The organism is Petrocella sp. FN5, from assembly GCF_029210395.1.
Lineage (GTDB): Bacteria > Bacillota > Clostridia > Lachnospirales > Vallitaleaceae > Petrocella.
In genome coordinates this window covers 1-6,147 of sequence record NZ_JARGDP010000105.1, presented here as the reverse complement: position 1 = coordinate 6,147, position 6,147 = coordinate 1, and the positions used below count along the sequence as shown (strand labels likewise).

At 39.2% G+C, this 6,147-nt stretch carries 6 protein-coding genes; 2 read left to right on the top strand and 4 right to left on the bottom strand.

Features of this window, described 5'->3' with window-relative positions; translation table 11 throughout:
* Positions 1 to 46: 46 nt before the first annotated feature.
* The gene (gene selD / locus P0N36_RS14275; RefSeq protein WP_275843535.1) at positions 47 to 1,078 is read left to right on the top strand and encodes a selenide, water dikinase SelD; all 1,032 of its coding nucleotides are present in this window, start codon (positions 47 to 49) and stop codon (positions 1,076 to 1,078) included.
* Between the two features lie 11 nt (positions 1,079 to 1,089).
* Positions 1,090 to 2,178 carry a tRNA 2-selenouridine(34) synthase MnmH gene (gene mnmH, locus P0N36_RS14270; RefSeq protein ID WP_275843534.1) on the top strand — a complete coding sequence of 363 codons (1,089 nt, stop codon included), beginning with the start codon at positions 1,090 to 1,092 and terminating at the stop codon, positions 2,176 to 2,178.
* Positions 2,179 to 2,473: 295 nt separating this feature from the next.
* On the opposite strand, the gene yedF is transcribed toward mnmH, so the two are convergent.
* The 4 genes from yedF to P0N36_RS14250 all read right to left on the bottom strand — a co-directional run.
* A complete protein-coding gene (gene yedF / locus P0N36_RS14265) occupies positions 2,474 to 2,809 on the bottom strand; it encodes a sulfurtransferase-like selenium metabolism protein YedF (protein WP_275843533.1) in 336 nt (111 codons plus the stop codon).
* 29 nt (positions 2,810 to 2,838) lie between these two features.
* Complete coding sequence (locus tag P0N36_RS14260; protein WP_275843532.1) at positions 2,839 to 3,906, bottom strand: GGDEF domain-containing protein; 1,068 nt, start codon at positions 3,904 to 3,906, stop codon at positions 2,839 to 2,841.
* Between the two features lie 155 nt (positions 3,907 to 4,061).
* Positions 4,062 to 5,705, bottom strand: coding sequence for an FAD-dependent oxidoreductase (locus P0N36_RS14255; RefSeq protein ID WP_275843530.1), 1,644 nt, complete (start codon positions 5,703 to 5,705; stop codon positions 4,062 to 4,064).
* A 109-nt stretch (positions 5,706 to 5,814) separates the two neighbouring features.
* Positions 5,815 to 6,147 (bottom strand): hypothetical protein (locus P0N36_RS14250; protein WP_275843529.1); only part of this gene is annotated, 333 nt, incomplete at its 5' end.

Below are 6,147 nucleotides of genomic sequence, written 5' to 3'. Positions count from 1 at the left end.
AACACCTAAACCAATTACTGGATATTAAAAAATTAGAGGTGATACTATGAGCGAAATAAAATTAACAGAATATAGCCATGGCGCTGGTTGTGGTTGCAAAATCTCCCCCGCCGTCTTAGATACAATTCTTGAGACTTCAAGACCCATCATCCCAGATCCAAATCTTCTTGTAGGCAACAGCAGTAAAGACGATGCTGCTGCCTATGACCTTGGAAATGGCACTTCCGTACTTAGTACAACAGATTTTTTTATGCCGATTACGGATGACCCTTTTACCTTCGGTAGAATATCCGCAACGAATGCACTGAGTGATATTTATGCCATGGGAGGTAAGCCACTAATGGCTATTGCCATCTTAGGATGGCCCCTTGATAAACTGGCGCCTGAGATTGCACGAGATGTTATTGATGGTGGTAGAAGTGCCTGCGAGGAAGCCGGTATTCCATTAGCCGGTGGACATTCCATTGACTCCCCCGAACCAATATTTGGTCTGGCTGTCACTGGTATTGTTAATAATCATCAGCTTAAGCAGAACAATAAAGCTAAAGCAGACTGTAATATCTTTTTAACTAAGCCCCTTGGTATTGGCATTCTAACCACCGCTCAAAAGCGCAAAAAAATCGAAGACGGTCATATTGACGTTGCCATAGATGCTATGTGTACTTTAAATAAAATCGGTGGTGAACTGGCCGTTATTGATGGTGTTGTAGCTCTGACGGACGTTACTGGCTTTGGACTTCTAGGTCATTTAACTGAGATCTGTGAAGGTAGCGGTATATCTGCTCAAATCCAATTTGATCATGTACCTTTCTTACCAAACACCCAAAAATACCTATCTCTTGGTTGTATTTCCGGGGGTACGCGTAATAACTTTAAGAGCTATGGCCATAAGATTGCACCTATGACCGAAGATCAACAGCATCTATTATGTGATGCTCAGACTTCCGGTGGTTTATTGGCTATCGTTGAGGATGAGAGCACAGCCGCATTTTTGGAAATAACTGCCAAAGCCGGCTTAGACCTTAAGCCTATTGGTCGTACCACGTCCCTTAATCAACACTTTGTCACTGTGGTATAGAGGTTATGTCTATGATAACCAGCCATGATTTCTTAAGCATTGTTCTAGATGAACGACCATTGATTGATGTTCGAGCACCTATTGAGTTTCAAAAAGGTGCTTTTAAGCATGCTATCAATCTACCCATCATGAACGATGAAGAACGACATGTTGTAGGTATTAAGTATAAGGAAGATGGAAATGCTGCCGCCACCGACCTAGGTTACAGCCTTGTTAGCGGAGAAATCAAAGCGTCACGAACTAAGGCTTGGCTTCAGTTCATTGAAGAGAACCCCACCGCCATGTTGTATTGCTTTCGAGGAGGTTCCAGATCAAGAATTAGTCAAGAATGGATTCATGATGCTGGCAAAGATATCCTTCGCCTTGAAGGTGGCTATAAGGCCTTTAGGCACTACTTACTCTCAGAGCTAATGCCCCGGGCACAAGAAGCTAAGCCAATTATTCTAGGTGGATGTACAGGTTCCGGCAAAACTCTGATTCTAAAAGACCTTAAAAATGCTATCGATTTAGAATCCATTGCTCACCATCGTGGTTCATCCTTTGGTCATCATATTGACGAACAACCTACACAAATCGACTTTGAGAATAATCTGGCCTATGCTTTAATCCAACACAAATCTAAAGGCTATAAACATGTTATTTTGGAAGATGAAGGTAAAAATGTTGGTAAACGATTCCTACCTACCGATTTGGTCGCTCATTATAAAACCGGTGACTATGTCATTGTTGAAGTGCCTTTAGAAGAAAGGGTCCAGATCACCTTGCAAGAATATGTGATTGAATCTCAAGCCCATCATATTCAGCGTTTTGGTGAAGATGCAGGTCTAAAGCTCTGGTACGACTATATCCTCGCCAGTATGCAACGCCTGGAGAAAAGATTTGGTGGGGACCGATTAAAAATTGTAAGCGAACTTTTCATAGAAGCCTATCGCAATCAATTAAGCAGCGGTACCTTCACATGTCACGAACCCTGGATTGCCATGTTTCTTAGAGATTATTATGATCCTATGTACAACTTCCAAATGTCCAAAGTACAACACCACATTGTTTTCAAAGGTAACAGAGATGATGTTCATAGCTATTTAGAAGCTCTGGATTAGAGAAGAACAAAGAGGCTACGCCTCGCTTTGCGAAGCAAATTGTTCCGGCAGGAAAGACTTCCTTGATAGTTAATGCGATGCTTCAACGCATTAACATAAGATAGACTTACCTAGAGAAGAATAAAGAGGCGCTTATAAGCGCCTCTTTTACTTTCAACATCGACCATGAAGTTCCTGAAGACAGTGTGTATGAACGTAGCAAGACAGCAGGAGCTGTCTGCCGACATTTGGTGCAGGACGCACCAACGGTCGGCCGTAGTCATACATACTGCGGAAGGGTTTTCATGGGACCCCCCTATATCGTTATAACCTTTTTTGCCTTCATCATGATGTCAACGATCTCTTCCATATTGGAAATGCGTCCCGTCGTCATAGATGCACGCATATCATATGCATCAATACAAGTACCACATGCAATAATCTCCACACCTTTTTCATCTAAACCATGCATCACATCCATGTAACCATTCTCTTTCGATAAAAGCTTCACACCTGAGTTATAAAGTATGATTAATTCAGGGCTGTCTTTTCTTGCCCACAGTTTTTTCAAAAATGCACCCATTAGTTTATGTCCTAAGGCATCATCACCTGAACCCATTTTATCGCTGTTAACTACAATTATATTCTTCATGTCATCTCCAAATTCATTTCTTTTATCTTTTATATGGTAGCTACATCCACTTCACGCCAACTGACCACTTGGTTCTTACCTTGTTCTTTTGCAATCTTCGTCGCCTTTTCTGCATAATAGATAATCTGTTCCACATCACGTCCATCAATAGGATAACTGGCTACGCCAATAGATACTGTTGTTTCAAAAAGAAAATCCTCTTGATGGCCTTCAATTCTAGCTCGTATACGTTCTGCAAGGGTCTCACCAATAACATGGTCTGTATTCTCCAAGATTACTATAAACTCATCGCCACTTAACCACCTAAAGATTTTGTCCTCTTCTCTTATGGCGTCTTGAATAATCGTGCCAAGCTTCTGTATCATCTGATTCCCTGCTTGATAACTTACATCATTATAATACCTAAGGTCGTCGCCGTCTATGAACAAGACACAATACTGATCCGTCTTTCTTCCTGTTCGCGTGACCCTATTGGCCAAATACTGATTTGCCGCTTTAGCATTGGGAAGGCCGGATACCTCATCAATTAATGCATAATTATAGACTTCTTCATAATAATCTAATGATTGTCTGAATCTGTTAATAACGCCGCCAAGAATGTTTCTTACTAAGTCCTCACCAGAGTACTTAAGGCTATTGTCCATTTTTCTCTCTTCCTTAACCACGAACATATAATAGTCCTCTAAGGAAGTAATCGGTTCTTCATATGTATATAAAATTGAATGTTGAGTGATATTACTATAACCATTCTCTCGCATTTCTTGTCGATAATAGTTCTTTGCCTCATCCAACACATCTTCAATGAAAACCTCGTTGCTGTCTTTAATAATGATTGTAAAGGCATCACCTTCTGTACGGTATATAATTTCCCTTGGGAAAAACTGGCACAAAACTCTAGCCGCTGTCCTGATAATCAGATCACCGGCTTCTCTACCTAAATCACGATTCAGTTCACTTAAATTTGTGATATCAAAAACACAGATAACACCACTGGTCCCAAAAAGAGTGGTGTAATCCTCTTCAATGAATTGAATGAAATTTTTTAGTCTTGTTAAGGGGTCTATATGTAAGTCCCTATGCAGAGTAAATTCATTCATATTAATCTCCCATCAAACAAAAGCCTCTAGATTCTATATCTATGTACCTATGATCTATTTAGCTTATTGATTCCATATAACATTCTACGCTTTATTTCAGTTCTTGACAAGACCCAAGTTATAAAATTTTACAACCTGCTTAATTATTTTATTTTTTATGTTTTTTTTATGTTTTTTTCTGCTGTTTTATGTCCACCCGAAATATTATAAACTTCTTTGAAACCCTGATTGATCAGTATATTTTGCACCGCATTTCCTGTTGTTCCTTTATTACAATATGTAATGATTACAATCTCTTTATCTAGGTCCTTTAGACTCATTCTAAAATTTTCATGTGGTATATTGATAGCACCTGTTACATGCTTTTTATCAAATTGTTTGGGCACTCTTGCATCAATTATTTTATAAGGTTTTCCGGATGCTTTCAGCTTCTCAAGTTCGTCTATCGTCATAAGTCGACGTTCTTTGTGGATGGCATTATCCAGTATCATACCTGTGTACATAACCGGGTCTTTTGTGATTGAAAAGGGTGGTGCATAGCCTAAGTCAAGATGGAAAAGGTCTTCTGCTTTTGCCCCGTAAGTAATTGCTGTAACAAAAACATCCAGTCGCTTATCAACACCATCTTCTCCAATGATTTGGACACCTAGAAGCTTACCTGTTATTTTATCAGCAACCGCTTTGATAACAAGTTCTTTACCTCCCATATAGAAAGGTTTGCTAGGCTTTATATTATGGCTAACCACGACTGAATAACCAAGCCCATTTGCTTCTTTTTCAGATAATCCTGTCTGAGCTACGGCCAAATCAAAGACTTTGAAAATGCCAGTTCCAAGTATGCCTCTAAATAATAAATGACCACCAGATATATTTTCACCTGCGATTCTACCTGTTTTGTTGGCGGTTGATCCAAGAGGCCTAAATACCGGTTTGCCTGTAACCACATGGTATTGCTCTATACAATCACCGCAAGCGTATACATCCTTAATATTGGTTTCCATTCTCTGATCCACAATTATAGCACCTGATTCTCCTGTAGCTATACCCCCAGTTTTTGCCAAAGTCACTTCCGGCTTTACACCTGTTGCCACGATAACCATGTCACCATGAACCGTTTTACCATCTTGTAACTTAACACCATCTTCTAAGATGGTTTCAACAGTAGCACTCAGCATAACCTTTACGCCTTTTTCTATTAGATGTTCCTCAACATAAGTTGCCATATCTGCATCTAGTCCCGGAGTTACTTGATCTAACATTTCTATTAATGTAATGTCTATACCGATATTCTTTAAGTTCTCGCATAACTCCAGCCCTATAAAACCGCTTCCGATAATAATCGCTGATTTCGGCTTGTTTTCATCAATAAATCCCGTGATTTTAAGCATATCTTGAATGTTTCTTAGTGCAAAGACATGATTCAGATGAATCCCCTCAATGGGTGGCATAACAGATACTGCGCCTGTTGCTAGTACCAACCGATCATAATGATCCTCAAAAATCTCATTGTTTTTAAGGTTTTTAACCATAATTGTTTTCGAACTTGTATCCAGCTCTAAGACCTCATGAGATATATGTATGTCAATGTTATACTTCTTTTTGAAAAATTCGGGATCCCTTGGCGTAAGTTCTTCCTTATCTTCTACTTCTTTGCCAATATAATAAGGCATACCGCAACCTGAGTAAGATATATCCTGATCCTTTTCATAAATGACAATCTCAGAATGCTCGTCGTTTCTTCGAGCCTTTGCTGCTGCTGATGTACCCGCTGCTACTGCGCCAATAACTATAATTCTCATATAACACCATCCTTTCATAACAACACATGATTGTGTATAAAGTTATGAAGCACCTTCTTATGGAAAGTGCTTCATTAACTTTGTTTCTATTATATAACAGTTTTCTACTTTATGCCTTAGTTATATCGTTATAAATGGCTTGACTGGATATGCCACCATAAAATCTTAACTTCCCATTGATTTGGACATAAGGAATCGGAAATTCTTTTTTCATCAAATCAACAACCTCGGATTCATCATCTAAGTCATTTTCCATAACATCGATAAATTCAAATTCTATATTTTCCATTTTATCTCTTAAATCGCCTACCATTTCATCATACATCTCACCCATAGTGGCTTGAGGTCCACAGCCTGCAGGTCCACAACCGCAACCGCCTTTTTGTGCAGGTGCTTCATTTTTTAGTCCATAAATTACAATTTTTGTTTTTGTTTGATTTTC